We start from the raw sequence: 18,879 nt of genomic DNA on the forward strand, positions 1-18,879 counted from the left end.
GACAAGGGGGTGCCGGCCCCTCCGGACCGGCACCCCCTTGGCCTTCTGAAGCGTGCGCCCTACGCCACGGCCCCCGCCTCGCTCGGGGCGTCGCTGGCGCGCTTGCGGCTCCGGGCCGCGCCGCGCTTGGGCAGCAGGGCCACCTGGAGCACCTGCGCCAGCTCCTCCACCGGGTGGACGGTCAGCCCCTTCCGGACGGTCTCGGGGATGTCCTCGAGGTCGCCCTCGTTGTCCGCCGGCAGCACGATCTCGGTGATCCCGGCGCGCACCGCGCCGAGCACCTTCTCCTTCACCCCGCCGATGGGCAGCACCCGGCCGGTGAGCGTGAGCTCCCCGGTCATGGCGATGTCATGGCGCACCTTGCGGGACGCCAGCGCGGAGATGAGCGCCGTGGCCATGGTGATCCCGGCCGACGGACCCTCCTTGGGCAGCGCGCCGGCCGGCACGTGGATGTGCACCTCCCGGCCGCGCAGCATCTCCTCGGGGATGTCCAGCTCGGCCGCGTGGCTCTTCGCGAACGAGAGCGCGGCCCGGCCGGACTCCTTCATGACGTCCCCGAGCTGACCCGTCAGCACCAGCCCGCCCTCGCCGGGCATGACCGAGGCCTCCACGAACATGATGTCGCCGCCCATGGGCGTGTAGAACATCCCGGTCGCGACGCCCACGGCTTCCTTGGGCGCCATCCGCTCGGGATGCACGCGCGGCCGCCCCAGCAGGTCGGAGATGTCGCCGGGCTCGACCTGCACGGCGTCCGTGTCGTCGCTCGCGATCCGCCGCGCCACCTTGCGGGCCAGCTTGCCCAGCTCGCGCTCGAGCTGCCGCACGCCGGCCTCGCGCGTGTACTGCTGGATGACGCTGGTGAGCGCGTCCTCGCTGACCTGGAACTCCTTCTCCTGCAGACCCGACTCCTCGCGCTGGCGCGGAAGCAGGTAGCGTCGCGCGATCTCCAGCTTCTCCTGCTCGGTGTAGCCCGCGAAGTCCACCCGCTCCATGCGGTCCAGCAGCGGCGCGGGGATGCGGTCCACGTAGTTGGCCGTGGCGATGAACAGCACCTCGGACAGATCGAACGGGATGCCGAGGTAGTGGTCCGTGAAGGACGAGTTCTGCGCCGGGTCCAGCACCTCCAGCAGCGCCGAGCTGGGATCGCCCTGGAAGGAGACGCCCAGCTTGTCCACCTCGTCCAGCAGGAAGACCGGGTTCTTGCTCTTCACCTGACGCATGCCCTGCACGATGCGGCCGGGCATGGCGCCGACGTACGTCCGGCGGTGGCCGCGGATGTCGGCCTCGTCCCGGGCGCCGCCAAGCGAGATCCGCACGTACTTGCGGCCCAGCGAGCGCGCGATGGACTGCGCGATGCTGGTCTTCCCCACGCCGGGCGGGCCCACGAACAGCAGGATGGGGCCGCGTCCCACCGCACGGCTCTTCACGTCCTCGATGGACCGAGGGGGCTCACCGCCTTCGTGATCGGCGTCCTCGCCTCCTTCCCCGTGGCCGTTGCCGTTGCCCACATGCACGACCTTGCGCTCCTCGGCGGCCGGAACGTCCTCTCCGGTCTCCGCGGCGCGCTCCATCTGCAGCTTGCGCACGGCCAGGAACTCGAGCACGCGGTCCTTCACGTCCTCGAGCCCGTAGTGATCCTCGTCCAGGATGCCGGAGGACTGCTTGAGGTCGATCTTGTCCTCGGTCCGATCGTTCCAGGGCAGCTCCGTCACCCATTCCAGGAACGTCCGGATGACCTGGTATTCGGCCGACTGCGGGCTGGTACGCTCCAGACGCTTGAGCTCGCGCTCGACCTCGGTGCGCGCATCCTCGGTCAGCTGCAGGCCCTCGATGCGCTGACGGAGCTCCTCCACCTCCTGGCGCTCGTCCTCGTCCCCGAGCTCCTTCTGGATCTGCTTCATCTGCTCGCGCAGCAGCATCTCCCGCTGCCGCTCGCCCAGCTCCTCCTGCACCTTGGCCTGGATCTCCTCCTGCGCGTCCAGGCGCGCCAGCTCGCGCTCGACGAGCACGAGGGCGCTGCGCATGCGGACTTCGTCGTCCAGCGTCTCCAGCAGGCGCTGCTTGTCCTCGGACGGCAGCTCCAGGTAGAAGGCGACGAGATCCGCGAACGCACCCGGATCCTCCACGCCCTGGATGAGCTGGTTCAGAGCCTCCGCGGGCACACCGCGCCGGGTGCCCAGCTCCGCGGCCCGGTCCCGCAGCTCGCGGTCCAGGGCCTGGAAGGCAGGATCCTCCGGGCTCCGGGGGAGCTGCCGCTCCATCTCCTGGGTGCGCGCCTCCAGCATCGCCTCGCCGTTGCGCTCGTAGCCCAGCGACTGCGCCCGCGCCTCTCCCTGCACGAGCAGCTGGACGCCGCCGCGCACGCGATGCGTCTGGATGATGCGCACGACGGTCCCGACGTTGTACAGCACGTCGGGCGTCGGCTCATCCACGTTCTCGCGCTGCGCGACCGCGAAGAGGCGGCGATCGCCGTCGAGGGCGCTCTGCACGGCCTCGATGGTTCCCGGCCGTCCGGCCGAGATGGGAACGGCCACACCCGGATACACGACCGTGTCGCGTAGCGGGAGGACCGGCAGTCTGCTTTGCTCTGGCATCAGGCTTCTCGCGACGGGAGCGGTCCTCGAGCGGACCGGCCCCTCTGACGGGTTGTTTCGTCCAGCCGCCCGGCACGACCTCCGCGCGGGCGGGCGGAAGAGGGTCGGGGGGACGGGTGCACGATCCCTGCCACGGCAAAGTGGCCGATCCGTACGCCGCTCCTGCAGGTTCCTGCCAATCTGGCCCCGCCGGAACGGCGCTGACCATGGGTGGCCCGGTCACCACGGGGGTTGGTTTTCGAGCGCGCCCTGTCCAGCTTCCCGAAGCGGTCCCCCCATTCTCCAAACTCCGTACGATGCCGGACGTTCCCGACTACGACCTCCCGACCGAACTTCTGCCGCCCGGCTTCGCCGAAACGCTCGACCGGCCACCGGCGGAGCCCGTGGCGCCACGGCCCGCGGCGACGGTCGTCCTGGTGCGCGATCGGGCCGACGGACCGGAGGTGCTGCTGCTCCGACGGACCCGGTCGTCGGGCTTCGTGCCCGGGGCCTGGGTCTTCCCGGGCGGGCGGGTGGATGCCGGCGACGCCGTCCCGGATCTGCTGGCGCGCCTGGACGGACTGGACGGCGCCGAGGCGGCGCGCCGGTTGGGGCTGGAGCCGGAGGGCACCCCGGGGCCCGCCGCCGTGGCCTACTATCTGGCGGCGCTGCGCGAGGCCTTCGAGGAGACCGGCATCCTGGTGGGCCACAGAGCCGGTGAGCCCGTTCCCCCGGCCCAGGTGGACCCGGACGTGGAGGCGCTGCGCAACGCGCTGCTCGGTGACGAGCTGGACTTCGCGGGTGTGCTCGGCCACCTGGACGCACGGCTGGACGGGGGGCGCGTGGCCTACCTGGCGCACTGGATCACGCCCATCCAGGAGCCTCGCCGCTACGACACCCGCTTCTTCCTGGCCGAGGTGCACGCGGAGGCGGAGTCGGTGGTCGACCCGCGCGAGATGACGGAGGCCCGCTGGCTGCGCCCGGCCGCCGCGCTCGAGCTGAACCGCGCGGGGCACCTGCCGATGGTCTTCCCCACCATCCACACGCTGGAGACGCTGGCGCCGTTCGCCAGCGCCGCCGACGCCCACGCCGCGCTGGACCGCCGGGAGATCCCGACGATCCTGCCTCGCCTGGTGCGGACGCCCACCGGAGTGGGGTTGCGGCTGCCGCAGGAGGAGTAGGCGCCGTCCACCTAGGGCGAGACCGCCCCACCCCGACAGGTCCCGTCCGGCTGCCGCACGGTGGGATAGCTCACGCCGAGCTGCTCCAGGTACGTGTCGTAGCGGCTGGAGTCGAAGTAGTACTTCCGCATCTCCTCGCGGAACTCCTCCATGATCCCCGCATTCATGGAGATCGCGGGACGATCGTCCGGTCGGATGAACGCCTCGTACTGCACGTCCTTGGTCTGGACGTCCCGGAAGTAGGTCCAGGCCTGCTCCACCAGCTCCGGACGCACCAGGAAGTCCAGCAGCGTCATGGCCTGCACCTTGGCCCCGGCGGTGGCGCCCTTGTGCGCGACCGGTGTGGCCATGGCGATGGCGTTGGACCAGTTGTGGCCGGGCAGGCCCGGGATGTTGGACGGGAATGAGAGCACCGCGGTCGGCACGTTCCAGGAGATGTCGCCGATGTCGTCGGCGTAGCCGGCCTGCCGCTGGTCCTCGCGCAGCGCGGGCCGGAGCGGGCTCACGGAGGTGTCCAGACCGGTCGGCTGGGCTCCCACTTCGCGCTGTACCGCGCGCGCGAAGGTCTGATCGGCCTCGCTCCACGTGGGTTGGCCCACACGCTCGATGTTGCCCTGCATGGTCTCGGCCACGGTCTTGTTGAAGTGGCCGGGCCAGGCCGAGCCCAGGACCCGCACCGACTCCAGCTTCGTTCCGCTCATCATCGCCGCACCTTGCGCGATCGAATCCGCGACGAGGAAGAGCTGCCGGATCTCGGGCGCGTTGCGCTCGCGGAAGTAGTACCAGATGGAGGCGCGTGACGGCACCACGTTCGGTTGGTCACCGCCGTCCACGATGACCGAGTGCGAGCGCGCGTCCGGACGGATGTGCTCGCGGCGGAAGTTCCAGCCCACGTCCATCAAGGTGACGGCGTCCGCGGCGCTGCGGCCCCGCCAGGGTGCCCCGGCCGCGTGGGCGCTCTCGCCCGTGAACGTGAACTCGGCGGAGATGAGCCCGGTGCCGGGCGTGATGCCCCACCCCGTGCCGAGCGCCGAGCCCACGTGGGCGTACAGCACGATGTCCACGTCGTCGAAGACACCGGCGCGCACGTAGAAGGCCTTGGCGGCCACGAGCTCCTCCGCCACACCCGGCCAGAGGTGCAACGTGCCCGGGAGGTTCTCCCGCTCCATCAGCTCCTTGACCGCCAGCGCCGCCGTGATGTTGACGGCCTGACCGGCGTTGTGCCCTTCCCCGTGGCCGGGCGCGCCCTCCACCAGCGGGAGCGCGCAGGCTACGCCCGGCACCTGCGACGCCTTGGGGATGTTGTCGATGTCCGTCCCGAGCGAGATGACCGGCTCGCCGGAGCCCCAGGTGGCGACCCACGCGGTGGGGATGCCGGCCACCCCTTCCTCCACGGTGAAGCCGTTGTCGCGGAGCAGTTGCACCAGGTAGGCGGAGGTCTCCACCTCCTGGAAGCCCAGCTCGGCGAAGCTGAAGATCTGATCCACCATCTGCTGCGTGAACTGCGCGCGTTCATCCACGGCGGTGGAGAGCTCGTTCTTCCAGCGATCGATCTGGCGCGCGGACTGGGCGCGGACGCTGGAGGGGAGCAGGGCGGCCATCAGCGGAAGCAGGACGGCGAGGGAGAGGGTGGCGCGGGCTCTCATGCGGGCTCCTTGGGCGGCGGCGGGAGTCGTCCAGCATGCGGCCGTTCGCGGCGCCGCGGCAACCTCGCCGGCGTGGGCGCCGATGCATCCCGAGGGAAGGAGCCGTGAAGGCGTACGCCCCCGGGGCGGGTCGACGCCTCTACCGCCGCCGCGCTTCGAGCGCCCGACGCGCCTCCGCGGCCGCCGGTCCGTCCGGGCCCACCGCCAATCGCGTCAGCGCGGCGCGTGCGGCCTCGCCGTCCAGCGCCGCGATGCCGAGCACGGCCTTGCGGCGCCGGACCTCGCTGGCGTGGCCGTTGCCCGCCGCGCGCTCCAGACGCGCGATGACGGGCTCCGCCTCCGCGGCCATCGCGGCCACCAGCCCGGCGTTCTCCTCCAGCATGCAGGTGGTGGCCAGCCAGCGCTCTGCCAGATCTGCGGTCACCACGGCGGGCGGCGCCGTGCGCACGCCGATCGGGCCCGCGTTCGCGGGGAACGGCCCCGTCCGACCACAGCCGGCGCTCCAGCGCCGGACAGGCCGCGGAAGCCAGACCCTCAGGGCAGCTGCGCGTGGGACCGCTGCGCACGCCGAGCACGCCGTTCAGCGCCGAGAACGGCGAGGCATGGCTGCGGAAGGTCTGACCCTCCGTGAGATAGGCGCGGGTGCTGCTGGCGGAGTGCATGACGTTGGTGCGGTCGAACCAGCTCATGAGCCCGTCCACGTGCCCCATGCCGAACACGTGGCCGATCTCGTGGGAGAGCAACTCGTCGCCCGACCGCTCGGCCATCACCACGAAATCGCCTCCCACGGGACACGTGCGGCCGCGGTCCTGTCCGCCGTCCACGCGCTCCACGTAGTAGAGATTGATGCGGCCGTCCCGCCGTCCGATCCGCGCCTCGATGTCCGGACGCGCGCCACACAGCTCCCACACGTGGTAGCGGCTGGCGTCCGGGTGGTTGGTCACGTCGATGACCTCGACGTCTCCGATGGACACACCGTAGCGCTCGGCGGCCCAGATCTCGCGGGTACGCTGCACGGCGTCCAGGGCCCAGTCGCGCTGCGCCTCGAACGGGCCCTTCACGATCCACACCGCCAGGTCCACCACGACGGGGTCGTGGGTCGCCACCTGCACCACGTCCGGCGCGTCCGACCAGAGCGCGCCCGTCACCCATCCCGGCGCGCGGTCGGGCGCGAAGGCGAGCACCTCGTCGTAGAGGCCACTGCGAACGGAGCCCACCTCGATGCCGGCCGCGTCGGCGCCCACGTAGCCGAGGTCCACCGCCTCGGTGCCGCCGGCGCGGCCGTCCACCAGCACGCCTGCGGGCACTCCGGTCGGGACGCCCAGCACGTGGACCCGGTCGAAGTCCAGCACCACGTCGAAGGCGCCCGAGCTGCCCGTGCGCTGGTCGGTGCGGGCCTCGATCCGCTGCTCGAAGCCGGAGCCCTGCACCGACAGGTCGGGGAACGACGCCCACCCGTCCACCAGCGGCGCTTCCAGCCCGCCGGCCAGCTGCACGCCGCCGGCGCCCGTCAACTGGAGGCGAACCGAACCGGTCGCGCCCTTCAGCGGCGTGCCCAGCCGGTCCGTGGGAGCCACCTCGAGCGCGAGGGGGGTGCCGCTACGCAGCGCGGTGGGGAGACCCCGGAAGTCCATCCGTGCGAAGGCCTGCGCCACCGTCACCCGGATCACGGCCTCGACGTCCCCATGGGAGACGATCACATCCGCGGTCCCGTCCGCGCGCGCGGTGATCACGGCTCCGCTCCGGATCTGGGAGAGCTGCAGCACGGACGGATCGCTGCTGGTCCAGGTGAGCGCCACCTCCAGCGGCAACCCGCTGCCGTCCACGGCAGACGCCTGGAGCGTGTCGGAGGCGCCCAGGGCGTCCAGGGTGAGGACGCCGGTCGAGACCAGGATTCGGTCGACGCCCACCGGCCCGCCGGTGGGCTCGTTGCCGCACCCGGCCATCAGGCCGAAGACGAGCGGGAGCAGGAGACGACGGGCTCCCCGGCGGCAGGTGCGGGCGTCCATATCGGGTGTGCTACGCCGATCGGCCCACGGGGTTGCAGCGTGGGCCGCGGCGATGCGGTGCGATGCGGAGCAGGAGACGCGCCCCTCCGGGCGGATGCGCCTGCGCGCCCGGCCCTTCCCTCCACCCGCGCGAGACCAGCCCTCAGGCGCGCGCCTCCACGTACCGCTCCGGCGCCCAGCGCCGCGCCAGCAGGCCCGTGGCGGCCGTCAGGTCGAGCGTGCGCACCAGCACACCCTCCTGGCCATAGGGCTGCCAGGCATGGCAATCCCCGTTCGGGTCGATGAACGCGGTCGCCGACTCCTGGAAGCGGAGCGCGTAGTTGACGCTCGCGAACCAGATGGTGTTCTCGATGCTGCGCATCCGCATCGCGCTCTCGTAGTAGGGCGCCTCCGGCGAACCGAAGGTGGTGAGCTCGATGCCGTCCGTCTCGTTGCCCGTATGCTGGGGATGGAAGACGATGGGCGCGCCGCGCGCCGCCGCCCACCGCACCGTCTCCGGATAGCGCCAGCCTTCGTGGCAGATGGTGACGCCGAACGGGACGCCGTCCACGCGGAAGAGGCGCCGGTCGTGCCCCGGCACGTAGCCGTGGTCCTCGCTGGGATCGAGCTGGTTCTTGGTCTGGACCCCCAGAAGCGATCCGTCGCGCCCGAACACGGCCGCTCCGATCTGGCGGCCGGGTTCGTCCAGCCACTCCAGGCCCAGGATGACGGCCACGTGGTGCCGACGGGCCATGCCGCCCACCACCTCCACCACCCGGCCCTGGGTGTCGCCGTCCCACTCGAAGACCGGGAAGTCCTGGCCGCGCAGCCCCGGCAGGTAGGCTTCCGGAAAGCAGACGAGGGCCGCGCCCGCGGTCTGCGCCTCGCGGATCGAAGCCTCGATCTTCTCCAGGCCGTGCACCAGGGACACCGCCGGGCGGGGTGAGGCCAGCGCCACGGTCCAGCGGGCGGGGACGTCGCTCATCGTCCGCGCTTCGCGGATTCGGGCCTCACGCTCACGGCTCGAGCATCCAGAAGGAGGCGTGATAGTCGAAGACGGTGAACGCGATGTGGTCCCCGCCCGGCGCGTACGCGGGCTGCGTCTTGTGCGACGCGTCCGTGGTCAGCGGCTCGGCCGGACCACCCGCGGTCGGCACGCGCTGGATCTGGTACCAGCCGGCGCTGTCGGGCGCGACGAACGCCACCCAGCGTCCGTCCGGCGAGACGGCGATCCCCGAATGCACCTGGTCCGTCTCGAAGGTGTGCAGCGGCGTGGGCACGCCGCCCGTACGCGGGACGCGGTACAGCGTCTTGCTCCCGAATGCGGTCGCCGCCTCGAACACCAGCGCGTCCCCCGCATCCAACCATTCGGCCTGCAACGCGTCCGCGTCGAAGTCCTGCAGCGGAACGCGCGTGGGTGCGCCGCGCGGCTGACCGCTGCGCGGATCCACCTCGATCACGAACAGCGCGCTCCGCCGACCACCCGACTCCGTGACGGCGTAGGAGGGGTAGACGATCCAGCGGCCGTTGCGCGACCAGCGCGGCCAGCCCGTCTCGTTCCCGTCCGGGGAGACGCGGACCGCGTCTCCGCTGCCGTCGGCGCGCTGGATGTAGATGTCGTCGCTGCCGTCCGCATGCGAGTGGAACGCCACGAAGCGGCCGTCCGGCGACCACGACAGCCCCTGGTCCTCGGAGTCCGACTGCCGGAAGACGCGCGTCGGCTCGGCGTGGGGCGCGCCGTCCGCGTCCACCATGCCCAGGTGCTGGCTGATGTCCGGGTAGCGGAAGTCGTCGGCCGCGCGGCGCCAGTCCCCGAACGTGAATGCCACCTGCCGCCCGTCCGGGCTCCACGTGGGCGTCTCCGACTGGAACGTGGTGAGCGGCGTGGCCGGCCCGCCGTCCGCGGGTGCGGTGGCCAGACGCACGCGATACTCCTGCGTCTTGTAGACCACGCGTCCGTCGGCGGTCACGGACGGCGCGTAGGCGTCGCGCTCCGCGCTCGCCAGACGTACGGGTTCGCCTCCCTCCGGCGCCCGCATCCACAGCTCCAGGACGCCGCGCTCGTTCGGCGCGCCGTAGTAGACGGCGTCCCCGCGCGGACTGAACGCGAACGGACCGTACGCCACGTCCACGTTCGCCAACGGACGGCTGGAGCGCGGCTGACCACAGGGCAACGCCAGCCGCGGCGCGGCACCCCCTTCGGACTGCAGACAGGCGAGTCCGTCGTTCGGCGGGATGCGCAGGGGATACTGCAGACGTCCGCCGCGTGCGTAGTGGTCGGCCTGATTGAAGTCGTCCCGCCAACCCCACAGCACGTCGCCCTCGGCGCGGCGCTGGATGCCGAGGCCGCCTTCCACGCCCTCCACAAACGCCACGTCCGCGAGGGTGTTGGGACGCAGCTCGCGCAGGAGCGTGTCCCCCTCCTGGGGTTGGATAGGGATCTCGAAGCCGTCCAGCCACACCGAGCGCGCACCGCCTGGCACCTCGTAGCGGAACCAGGTCTCGTCGGAGCGATCGTAGGTGCGCTCGCGCGCGATGAAGGCGCTGGAGTCGAGCAGCCAGACGAGGTCGCGGGGCTCGCGCTCGCCGTCGCCGAGGACGCGCGCGTCCCCTCCGCCCAGCGGAAGGAGCACGATCCGCCGGTGCTCCGTGTAGGCGAGCCACAGGCCGTCCGGTGAGACCACACCCACCGGGTCGCGGAAGGCCACGGGGCCGTCCTGCACGGCGGTGGCGAGGAGGCGCGGCTCGCCCGGCGGGGCGTCCCGCCCGACGACGACGTCGTCGGGGCCGCAGGCCGCGAGGGCGAGGAGGCCGACCGTCAGCCAGGCGCGCCGGTGGCGCGCGCGATCGGAGCGCACGCGCGGAGGACGCACCGGCACGGCAGCGCCGCGGCCGGCCCCGTGAAGACAGGGGCGTTCGCCCCCGTAGGCTGGGAACGCCGCACCCCGCACCCCCGAGGATCCGGAGTTCCGTCCATGAGCCCGATCGGCACCGTCCACCTGGTCTTCAGCCTCCTCGCCCTGGTGTTGGGCGCCGTGGTCCTGAGGATCCCCAAGGGCACACGATGGCACCGCACCTGGGGTCATGGCTACGTGTGGTGCATGATCGGCGTGATCGGCACGTCGTTCGCCATGTATCGGCTGACCGGCCGGCCGGGCCCCTTCCACCTCGCCGCGGTCGTGGGCGGGGTGACCGTCGCGGGCGGCCTGTGGACCGCGCTCGGCAGGCGTCCTCCCAAGCACTGGATCCTGGCGCACGCCACCTGGATGGCCTGGTCCTACGTGGGGCTGTGTGCCGCGTTCGTCGCCGAGTCCATGACGCGGTTCGTGATGCCGCTCATCGCCCCGAGCCTCCAGGCGAACGCGCTCTGGCCGCTCTTCTGGACCCTGGTGGCGGTGGGGAGCTTCAGCGTCTTCGGGGTGGGCGCCTGGCTCATCCGGAAGCGGCTGCCCGGCGCCGTCGCGGGCACGCCCGCGGCCATGCGGCGGGACCGGGAGCTGCTGCGGGCCGCCGAAGCGAAGGTGGGGACCAGGTCCGGCTGAGCCAAGGGCCGACCGCGGGTGAGCGGTCGGCCCTGGCTTCCGTGCCTCCGGTCCCGGTGCGGCCGGTCGACCGTCGGGCGCCCGGCCGCGTCTATTCCGCCCGCAGCGTCTCCATGGGATCGAGCCGCGCGGCGCGGCGCGCGGGCAGCCACGAAGCCAGCAGCGCCACCGCCGCGAGCAGCAACGGAGCCGACACGAAGGTGACGGGATCCATGGCGGAGATCTCGAAGAGCGCGGACGCCAGCGTCCGGGACAGCGCCACGGCGCCGGCCAGCCCCAGCACGATGCCGAACGCGGTGACCTTCACCCCTTTGCGCAGGAACAGCCGCTCCACGTCCTGGCGCTCGGCCCCCAGCGCCATGCGCAGCCCGATCTCGCGGCGACGCTGGCTGATCACGTACGAGATGACACCGAACAGACCAATGGCTCCGAGCAATAGCGCCACCACGCCCGCCAGCAGCACGATGATCATCGTGTAGCGGCGCTGGGCCATCGATTCCGCCATGCCCTCGCGCAGCGCGCGCACCGTGAGGACCGGCACGCCGGGATCCAGCTCGGCCATCAGGCCGCGCAGCGACGTGCCCACCGACGCGGGGTCCAGGCTTCCCTTGATGACGAGCACCACGCGCGCCACGCCGAGGTTCGGGCCCCAGTCGTGCAGGCCCGCGGGCACGTACATCATCGGGCGCACCTCGGCGTTCAGGCCGAACTCGTGCACGTCGCCCACCACGCCGACGATCTCGCCCCACTCGCCTTCGTCGTTGTCACGCACCCGCTCGCCGACGGCCTGGCCGTCGAGAAAGCGGTCCGCGAAGGTCTGGTTGACCCACAGGACGGGCCGACCGTCGTCGCCGTCTCCCCGCTGCATCGTGCGACCCGCCAGGACGGGCATGTCCATCAGCTCGAAGTAGCCCGTGGAGATGGACTTGTTCATCGCGACGGGTGGGAGCGCGTCGTCCGGCGTGGGGCGGGACTCGATGTCGAACGAGCCGCCGTTCGCATTGCCCTCGATGAAGGGCAGACCGGAGGTCATCGCCACCTGGTCGATGCCGGGCAGGCCCTCGAGCCGCTCCATCAGGACGCGGTGCGCGGCGAGCGCGCGCTCGGGATCCTCGGACGCGCTGCGGCTGACGCCCGCGATGGTGACGTTGTCGGGATCGAAACCGGGATCGACCGCTTGCAGACGCGTGAAGCTCCGGAACAGCAGACCGGATCCGACCACCAGGACCAGCGCGGCCGCGAGCTGGAGGCTGACGAGGACGTCGCGGCTCCACGTCGATTCACGACCGCCCGTGGTGGTCCGACCGTCGCGGCGCAGCCCGTCCGCCACCGCCGTGGCGCGCAGGCGGAGGATGGGGAGCAGCGCGAGGACCGTCCCCACCATGAGCGCCAGCCCCACCGCGACCGCGAGGGTGGTCCCGCCCATGGCGACCTCGTCCAGACGCGGCAGGTCGGCCACGCCGCGGGACGTGACCCACGCGAGGGCGCCCCAGGCCAGGAGCGCGCCCAGTGCGGTGCCTACGGCGGTGAGCGACAGCGTCTCGGCCAGCACGCTCCAGGCGATGCGCCAGCCACTGGCGCCCAGCGCGGCCCGGACGGCCGTGGGCTTCCGGGCGCTCTCGGCGCGCACCATGAAGAGGTTGGCCACGTTCGCGCAGGCGACCAGCAGCAGGAACGCCACCGACCCCAGCACCACCCACAACGCCGTGTCGGTCCCGGAGACCAGCGCTTCGCGCAGGGTGCGTACGGACGCAGACCACCCGGCGCTCTCCAGGAAGGAGGCATCCAGCTCCTCCTCCGGGAAGAAGTCGGGGAGGCGCGCCTGCAGATCGGACACCAGCGTGCGCGCGTCCGCGAGGCTGACGCCGTCCCGCAAGCGGGCGATGCCGTCCGTGCCGAACGCGCCGAAGGGTCCGTTGGGATCCACGTACAGCGGCGCCATCAGCGCCAGGCCGTCCGTGTCGTAGTCGAAGCCCGCCGGCATCACCCCGACGACCTCGGTGCTCTGACCATCGATGTCCACGGTGCGGCCGACGATGCCGGGATCGCGACCGAACCAGCGCGTCCAGGCGCCGTGCGTGAGCAACGCGACCGGGGCGGCGCCTTCGGCGGCGTCGGCCGCCGTGAAGGCGCGGCCGAGCGCGGGAGGTACGCGCAGCACGTCCCAGACCTCGGGCGTGGCGTAGAGCACCGGCACGCGCTCCGGCGTGTCGCCCAGCAGCACGTTGCGGCGTGAGACATCGAGCCCTGCGAACGCCGCGAAGACGGGATCCCCGTTCGCATGATAGAAGCGAAGTGTGCCGTCGGAGTTGTTCAGGTTGGGCAGATCCAACCCGGGGGAGTGGTGCCGCACCTCGACGATGCGCTCGGAGTCCGGGTAGGCGAGCGGGTTCAGCAGGATGCCCTGCACGAGCGCGAAGATGGCCAGCGTGGAGCCCAGCCCCAGCGCGAGCGTGACGATCGCGGTGAGCGTGAAGGCCGGTGCTTTGGCCAGGGCGCGCCAGGCGACGCGCAGATCCCGCAGGTGGGTGCCCATGGTGTCACTCGCTCGAGAAGAGAAGGAGGTGCGGCCCGCCCGCGCGCGCTCGGCGCGGCGTTCGGCGGGGATGCGCAAAGCCAGGTCCCCGAGGCCACGGAGGCCGCGGGTCAGGACAACGGGAAGCCCACCGGCGCGGCGGGATTCCTCCAGCAGGTCGGCGTAGTCCGCGACCAGATCGTCCCCGAAACGGGCGCGGAAGCCGGGCGGCAGCAGCGCGGCCAGCAGGGCATACAGACGCACCAGCACGGCGTGCGTCCGGGAGCGGCGCCGTGGGCTCACGCGTAGCCCGGCCCGCGCGCCGCGCGCACGGCGTCCACCAGGGACGCCAGCCGGTCCGCTTCGGCGTCCAGGACGCGGGAGCCCGCGCGGGTCAGCCGGTAGTCCTGGCGCCGCTGGTCCTCGTCGCCGTCCGACCCGTCGGCGGGCTCGATCAGGCGGGCGTCCGCCAGCTCGCGGATGGAGCCGTAGAGCGTGGCCGGGTAGAGCGGCACCCGCCCCTCCGTCCGTTCCTCCACGTGGCGCCGCAGCGCCTTCCCGTGGGCCGGGCCGATCTCACGGAGGGCCAGGAGCAGGTGGAACCAGGCGGGCTTGAGAGGCAGCAGGTCCATCGGGTCGGGTGGGGTCACGGCTGGGGCCTTACCGGTATGGAATTGATATCGATATGGAACCATACTGGTTTGGGGGCGGGAAGTTTCAGGGGGCGTCCCGGGCGCAGGACGGGAGTGGGGCGGGAACGGGGTCCAACCGGGCCGCTCCGGTTTAGAAGGGCGGGGCTGTGGCGGGTCCGGCTTTGCCGGAAGCGCCAAGAGTTATAGTTTGTGCGTAGAAAATTGGCCTCAGAGCAAATCAACGTGACAGAAACTATACCTGGATTGAGCGCAGAAGAGGCCGCGTTCCTGACGACCCTGGCAGGGGACGGTCGGACCCTGTTCACCGTCGAGGACGCCCATGCGCACTGGGGCGACGAAACGCGTGCGCGCGCGCACCTTCACAAACTCGCATCCAAGGGATGGATCGAGCGCCTGGAGCGCGGGAAGTACATCATCATCCCCCTGGAAGCCGGGCCGGCGCGGGAGTGGTCGGAAAACCCCTTCCTGATTGCCGGCGAGTTGGTCGAGCCGGCCGTCGTGGCCTATTGGACGGCGCTGCATCACTGGCAGTTCACGGAGCAGATGCCGCGGATCACCTACGTCCAGACGACCGCTCGCAAGCGTGTCCGTCGCAAGACGGTGCTCGGGATCACCTACCAGTTCGTCACGGTCACGGAGCGGAAGCTCTTCGGCCAGAAACGGGAGTTCGTCGGTCATCGGAGCTACCGGATCACGGACCCTGAGAAGACGCTCCTCGACTGCCTCGACCGGCCGGACCTGGCTGGAGGGATCCATGAGGTCATGAAGGCGCTCCGCCAGACCGATCGAATCCGTTGGGACGTGCTCGATGACTACCTCGCCCAGATGGGCGCGGGGGCGGTGGCCAAGCGGCTCGGGTTCCTGGTGGAGCGGAGCGACCTTGCCGTACCAGATCGCGAAGCCCACCTGACCCGTTGGCAAGCGCAACTCACGTCGGGATTGGCGAAGCTCGATCCTTCGAGTCCGAGGGATTCGCATCGCATCGACACGCGGTGGCGCATCCGGGTCGATCTCGACGAAGACCTGCTGCGCGGGGGCGCGGTGTGATTCCGGACGCAGAGATCCGTCGCGCCGCACGCCGAGCTCGTGTAGAACCGCGTGTCGTTGAGTTGGACTATGTGCTGGGATGGGTGCTCGGGAGCCTTGGGTCGTCGGCGCGCCTACGCGAGCACCTGATCTTCAACGGAGGTACGTGTCTGCGGAAGTGCTACATCGCTGACTACCGTTTCTCGGAGGATCTCGACTTCACCGCGGTGCGTGGATGTCGTGGGAGACGTTCAGCGACGGTATCACGGAGGCCATGGAGCATGGACATCGGTCAGGCTCCGGCTGAGGACGTGCGTCACCGGTAACGTTGACCCTGTCGAGAGGCAGAGGCCTCCTCGAAGCCCCTCGGTGGGAGCTGCCGCAGCACTGGCGCTCGGCGCCCGGAGCGGCCCCACCACACGAAGAACGGGGGACGCCGTCCCCGGCGCCCCCCGCTCCTCCCTTCCCTTCCCGGGAAGCCGACCCTCAGCTCACCCGGGGCGGCCGCTGCCAGTTGGTGATGATCGGCGGCACGTCCTCGAGCAGGCGGTTCAGGTCGGCGATGACCCCGTCCACGATCTCGGCCAGCTCGTTCGCGCGCCGCGCCGTGGCCGACTCCACCTCGTTCAGGACGTCCATCTGCCCCTGGGTGGGCCGGGCCTGCACGCCCTGCATGGCGCCCACGATGGTGCGCAGCTGCTCCATCAACCGCGGCCAGTGGCGGTAGTTCATGCCGTCCGGCGGGCGCCGCAGCTCGTCATCCAACGTCTGCAGCCTCTCCTGCGCGGTCCCGGCCGTCTCGCGGATCGCGGCCTCGTTGGAGAGCCCCTTCCCCTCGATGGTGCCGAGCAGATCCTCGAGCTGGCCGCCGAGATCCGTCACCGTGCCCACCATCTCGTTCAGACGGTTCTGCAGGTCACGGGCTCGCATGGCGGCCGCGAAGCGGGCCTCGTAGTCCGCCTGCGAGGCCTGCACGTTCGGGTCACCACGGAGCTGGAACGTGGTGGACAGCTCCTGTCCGTCGGCCAGGATCGTGGCCGTGTAGGTGCCGGGGCTCGCGGGCGGGCCGGACGGGCCCCGTCCGAAGAAGCCTCCGCCACCACCCTGTCCGGGCAGGGGCCGGGCCCCCTCCCACTGCAGGTCCCAGATGGCGCGGTTCACACCCGGCCGCAGGTCCCGGTGCTGCCACTCCTTCACCAGCGTGCCGCTCGCGTCCGTGATGCGCACCGTCACGGCGCCGCCGGCCCGCGCGCGTCCCGCGCGCCCGCTTCCCGCGCTCGGGCCACTGCCGCCGTCCGAGGCCTCCTCGGCCATCGGCGCCTGGATGCGGTTCAGCGCATCGCGCGACAGCCAGAAGTGGACCCAGGCTCCCGCTTCCGGATTCTCCCCGTGGAAGACGGACTGCCCGAAGTTGCTGTTGCGGCCCCACTGCTCCCAGTCGGTGGCGGTGCGCATCTGGAAGAGGTGCACGTCCGTCTGCATCGCGTCCGCCAGCTCCACCAGCGGCTGGATGTCGTCCATGATGAACGCGCCGCGTCCGTGCGTGCCGATCACCAGGTCGTTGTAGCGAGGCTCGATCTTGATGCCGCGCACGGAGACACGCGGCAGGCCGTTGCGGATGTCCACCCACGTGCGGCCGCGATCGAACGAGGCGTAGAGGCCGCGCTCCATCCCCACGAACAGCAGGTTGGGGTTCTTCGGGTGCTGCCGGACCACCTTCACGTAGTCGTCCTGCGGCAGGCCGTCCGACAGGTCACGCCAGTTCTGGCCGTAGTCGGTGGTCTCGTACAGGTGCGGCGTGAAGTCGTCCAAGCGGTGGTTGTCCACCGCCACGAACGCCGTGCCCGCCTCTGTGGGGGACGCCTCGATGTTGCCGATCCACGTCTCCCGGGGAAGTCCGCGCACGCGGTCGCGCACGTTGGTCCAGTTGGCGCCGTCGTCCCGTGAGATCTGGATGTTGCCGTCGTCCGTGCCCACCCAGATCACGCCCTGCTCCACGGGTGATTCGGCCACGGTCAGGATGGTGGTGTGGAATTCGGCGGCCGTGTTGTCGTTGTAGATCTCCCCGCCGGAGTCGCGCTGCTTCTCCGGGTCGTTGGTGGTGAGATCGGGGCTGATGATGTCCCACGTGAAGCCGAAGTCGTTGCTGCGGAAGAGCACGTTGCCGCCCCAGTACACGACGCGGGGATCGTGGGGCGAGACGTGGATGGGCGCGTCCCAGTTGAAGCGGTAGCGGGCCTGCGCCATCGACTGGCCTTGCGAGCCCACGAGCCACGGGAACGGCTCGATGGAGCGCGTCTGTCCGGACTTGGTGTCCGTGATGCGGAAGTAGCCGCCCTGGGCGTTGGAGTAGACCAGGTTGGGCATGGTGGGCACCGGCACGGTGTAGAAGCCGTCCCCGCCGCTCACGGTGTACCAGTCACGCTCCAGGATGCCGTCCGGATCGTTGGTGCGCGACGGTCCGCACCAGTTGCCGTTGTCCTGCAGACCGCCGCAGACGTAGTAGGGGTCGCGGTCGTCCACGAAGATGTGATAGAACTGCGACAGCGCGACGTTGCGCTGGATGTCGAAGTTGTCTCCGCCGTCGCGGCTGATCTGCCAGCCCCCGTCGCTGCCGGACAGGATGTGGTCCCCGTCCGCGGGATCGATCCAGAAGGACTGGTGGTCGCCGTGCACGTCGCGCGCGATGCGCTCGAAGGTGCGCCCGCCGTCCGTGGAGCGGGACAGCCCACCCGACAGCGTGAACAGGATGTTCTCGTTGCTCGGGTCCACGAAGACGTCCGAGTAGTAGAACGGGCGGAAGTTCAGGTTGCGGTCCGCGTTGACCATCCGCCAATGCTCCCCGTAGTCCTCGGAGCGGAAGAGCGTGCCCGCGGTCGGATACTCGGTGATCAGGTAGACGATGTTGGGGCTGGACTGCGCCACGCTCAGCCCGATGCGGGCCATGGGCTCCTGCGGCGTGGTCGTGATCTTCTTCCAGGTGTCGCCGCCGTCGCGCGAGACCCAGAGCGCGGTCTGCTTGCCGCCGTCGTCGAAGCGCCAGGGCCGGCGCCGGAACGTCCACATGCCGGCGTAGACGTTGCGCGGGTTGGAGAGGTCCAGGTCGATGTCGGAGCAGCCGGTGTCCTGGTCCACGTAGAGCACCTTGGTCCAGGACTTCCCGGCGTCGGTGGTCTTGAAGACGCCGCGCTCCTCGTTGGGCCCCCACTCGCGGCCCAGCGCGCACACCAGCGCCACGTCCGGATCGCGCGGGTCCACCACGATGCGCTTGATGCGCTCGGTGCGCTCCAGGCCCAGGTGGCTCCAGGTGGTCCCGCCGTCCGTGGAGCGCCACACGCCCTTGCCGTAGGAGACGGAGTTGCGCGGATCGCCCTCGCCCGAGCCCAGCCACACCACGTGGTGGTCCGAGGGGGCCACGGCGAGCGCACCCACCGAGTAGACCTCCTCGTCCTGCCACTGGCCGGTGAAGGTGTTCCCGCCATTGGTGGTCTTCCAGACACCCCCGTCGGCGCCCCCGACCCAGAAGGTCTTGGGGTCTCCCGGAACGCCCGCGATCGCCGTGACCCGCCCGCCCATGTTCACGGGCCCGATCTCCCGCCAGGAGAGGCCGGCCAGGGCATCTTCGGGGGTGAGCGGGCCCTGCTGGGCGGCGAGCGCGGCGGGGGACAGGAGGAGGCTGAAGAGGGTCAGGACCCGGCCCAGCGGACGGGTGGGACTACGGCGGCGGTACCTCATGGTCGAGCTCCGATCGGCGA

General features: G+C 71.2%; 12 protein-coding genes. 4 read left to right on the forward strand and 8 right to left on the reverse strand.

The features are described 5' to 3' along the window. Nucleotides 1-59: 59 nt before the first annotated feature. The gene (gene lon / locus R3E98_12735) at nucleotides 60-2,594 is read right to left on the reverse strand and encodes an endopeptidase La (protein MEZ4424270.1); all 2,535 of its coding nucleotides are present in this window, start codon (nucleotides 2,592-2,594) and stop codon (nucleotides 60-62) included. Between the two features lie 383 nt (nucleotides 2,595-2,977). Here lon and R3E98_12740 point away from each other — a divergent pair, with 383 nt between their 5' ends. Continuing rightward, on the forward strand, nucleotides 2,978-3,754 hold the full coding sequence (locus R3E98_12740; GenBank protein ID MEZ4424271.1) for an NUDIX domain-containing protein: 777 nt from the start codon (nucleotides 2,978-2,980) through the stop codon (nucleotides 3,752-3,754). An 11-nt stretch (nucleotides 3,755-3,765) separates the two neighbouring features. On the opposite strand, the gene R3E98_12745 is transcribed toward R3E98_12740, so the two are convergent. From R3E98_12745 to R3E98_12760, 4 genes are all read right to left on the reverse strand, one after another. Further along, a complete protein-coding gene (locus tag R3E98_12745) occupies nucleotides 3,766-5,400 on the reverse strand; it encodes an amidohydrolase (GenBank protein MEZ4424272.1) in 1,635 nt (544 codons plus the stop codon). Beyond that, a complete protein-coding gene (locus R3E98_12750; GenBank protein ID MEZ4424273.1) occupies nucleotides 5,397-7,409 on the reverse strand; it encodes an Ig-like domain-containing protein in 2,013 nt (670 codons plus the stop codon). The genes R3E98_12745 and R3E98_12750 overlap by 4 nt, the downstream gene beginning before the upstream one ends. A 142-nt stretch (nucleotides 7,410-7,551) precedes the next feature. Beyond that, a complete protein-coding gene (locus R3E98_12755) occupies nucleotides 7,552-8,373 on the reverse strand; it encodes a carbon-nitrogen hydrolase family protein (protein ID MEZ4424274.1) in 822 nt (273 codons plus the stop codon). Between the two features lie 31 nt (nucleotides 8,374-8,404). Beyond that, the gene (locus R3E98_12760) at nucleotides 8,405-10,246 is read right to left on the reverse strand and encodes a hypothetical protein (GenBank protein ID MEZ4424275.1); all 1,842 of its coding nucleotides are present in this window, start codon (nucleotides 10,244-10,246) and stop codon (nucleotides 8,405-8,407) included. A 117-nt stretch (nucleotides 10,247-10,363) separates the two neighbouring features. Between R3E98_12760 and R3E98_12765 the strand changes: the two genes are divergently transcribed. After that, a complete protein-coding gene (locus tag R3E98_12765; protein ID MEZ4424276.1) occupies nucleotides 10,364-10,930 on the forward strand; it encodes a DUF2306 domain-containing protein in 567 nt (188 codons plus the stop codon). Between the two features lie 91 nt (nucleotides 10,931-11,021). On the opposite strand, the gene R3E98_12770 is transcribed toward R3E98_12765, so the two are convergent. Both R3E98_12770 and R3E98_12775 read right to left on the reverse strand, forming a co-directional pair. Next, the gene (locus tag R3E98_12770) at nucleotides 11,022-13,748 is read right to left on the reverse strand and encodes an ABC transporter permease (protein MEZ4424277.1); all 2,727 of its coding nucleotides are present in this window, start codon (nucleotides 13,746-13,748) and stop codon (nucleotides 11,022-11,024) included. Further along, nucleotides 13,745-14,077: a helix-turn-helix transcriptional regulator gene (locus R3E98_12775; GenBank protein ID MEZ4424278.1), complete on the reverse strand. Its 333-nt coding sequence runs from the start codon at nucleotides 14,075-14,077 to the stop codon at nucleotides 13,745-13,747. The genes R3E98_12770 and R3E98_12775 overlap by 4 nt, the downstream gene beginning before the upstream one ends. Nucleotides 14,078-14,287: 210 nt before the next feature. Here R3E98_12775 and R3E98_12780 point away from each other — a divergent pair, with 210 nt between their 5' ends. Continuing rightward, the gene (locus R3E98_12780) at nucleotides 14,288-15,145 is read left to right on the forward strand and encodes a type IV toxin-antitoxin system AbiEi family antitoxin domain-containing protein (protein ID MEZ4424279.1); all 858 of its coding nucleotides are present in this window, start codon (nucleotides 14,288-14,290) and stop codon (nucleotides 15,143-15,145) included. A gap of 83 nt (nucleotides 15,146-15,228) precedes the next feature. Continuing rightward, entirely contained in the window at nucleotides 15,229-15,450 is a 222-nt protein-coding gene (locus tag R3E98_12785) for a nucleotidyl transferase AbiEii/AbiGii toxin family protein (GenBank protein ID MEZ4424280.1), read from the forward strand. Nucleotides 15,451-15,610: 160 nt separating this feature from the next. On the opposite strand, the gene R3E98_12790 is transcribed toward R3E98_12785, so the two are convergent. Next, a complete protein-coding gene (locus tag R3E98_12790; protein ID MEZ4424281.1) occupies nucleotides 15,611-18,859 on the reverse strand; it encodes a hypothetical protein in 3,249 nt (1,082 codons plus the stop codon). Nucleotides 18,860-18,879: the final 20 nt, after the last annotated feature.

It is taken from the genome of Gemmatimonadota bacterium (genome assembly GCA_041390125.1).
In the GTDB taxonomy this organism is placed as follows: domain Bacteria; phylum Gemmatimonadota; class Gemmatimonadetes; order Longimicrobiales; family Gaopeijiaceae; genus JAGQIF01.

Bases quoted from the DNA above. Each gene is read 5' to 3' on its own strand.
- R3E98_12790 (MEZ4424281.1), bottom strand. From the start codon at position 18,859: ATGAGGTACCGCCGCCGTAGTCCCACCCGTCCGCTGGGCCGGGTCCTG.
- R3E98_12755 (MEZ4424274.1), bottom strand. From the start codon at position 8,373: ATGAGCGACGTCCCCGCCCGCTGGACCGTGGCGCTGGCCTCACCCCGC.
- R3E98_12745 (MEZ4424272.1), bottom strand. From the start codon at position 5,400: ATGAGAGCCCGCGCCACCCTCTCCCTCGCCGTCCTGCTTCCGCTGATG.
- R3E98_12750 (MEZ4424273.1), bottom strand. From the start codon at position 7,409: ATGGACGCCCGCACCTGCCGCCGGGGAGCCCGTCGTCTCCTGCTCCCG.
- R3E98_12765 (MEZ4424276.1), top strand. From the start codon at position 10,364: ATGAGCCCGATCGGCACCGTCCACCTGGTCTTCAGCCTCCTCGCCCTG.
- lon (MEZ4424270.1), bottom strand. From the start codon at position 2,594: ATGCCAGAGCAAAGCAGACTGCCGGTCCTCCCGCTACGCGACACGGTC.
- R3E98_12775 (MEZ4424278.1), bottom strand. From the start codon at position 14,077: ATGGACCTGCTGCCTCTCAAGCCCGCCTGGTTCCACCTGCTCCTGGCC.